At 62.3% G+C, this 576-nt stretch carries 1 protein-coding gene; it reads left to right on the forward strand.

Annotated elements, in window-relative coordinates; genetic code table 11:
• A partial coding sequence (locus tag HMPREF9697_RS20055; RefSeq protein WP_002719101.1) for an FtsX-like permease family protein occupies window positions 1-576 on the forward strand: 576 nt, incomplete at both ends.

Raw genomic sequence — 576 nt, forward strand, 5'->3', positions numbered from 1 at the left:
GCGCCGAAGGATTCCTTTCTCGTCGCCAATGCTACGTACATCGCTAAGGTGACCGGCTCCGACTCGGCTGAGGTCGTCCTGCTGCGCACGCGCGGCAATCCAGCTGCCGTCGCTAAGCTGGCAGAGCAGGTCGTGAGTTCGCTTCCGGGCTTGAAGGTTCGCGACATCGGAACCACGCAGCATCTCATTGGCTCGAGTTTGACGGCTGTCGATCTCGTCGGTTTGACCCGGATCGAACTGGTGTTCGCCGTGATCATGGTGGCCGGCGCGGCTGGGCTCGTTCTGGCGCTGGGACTGGCCGACCGGCGGCGCGGCTTCGCCATCCTCTCGGCGCTGGGAGCGAAACCGCGCCAACTCAGTGCTTTTCTTTGGAGTGAAGGGATGCTGATCTTTACCGTCGGAGGCGCAATTGGCGTCGCCGGCGGCTTCGGCATGGCATGGATGCTCGTCAAGCTGCTGACCGGCGTCTTCGATCCCCCTCCCGATCAGCTGTCGATTCCGTGGATCTATATCTTTGTCCTGATCTGTGCTGCTTTCGCCTCAATGGCGGCGGCGGTGATCGGAGCGCAACACGAG

The sequence above is a fragment of the Afipia felis ATCC 53690 genome (assembly GCF_000314735.2).
GTDB lineage: Bacteria > Pseudomonadota > Alphaproteobacteria > Rhizobiales > Xanthobacteraceae > Afipia > Afipia felis.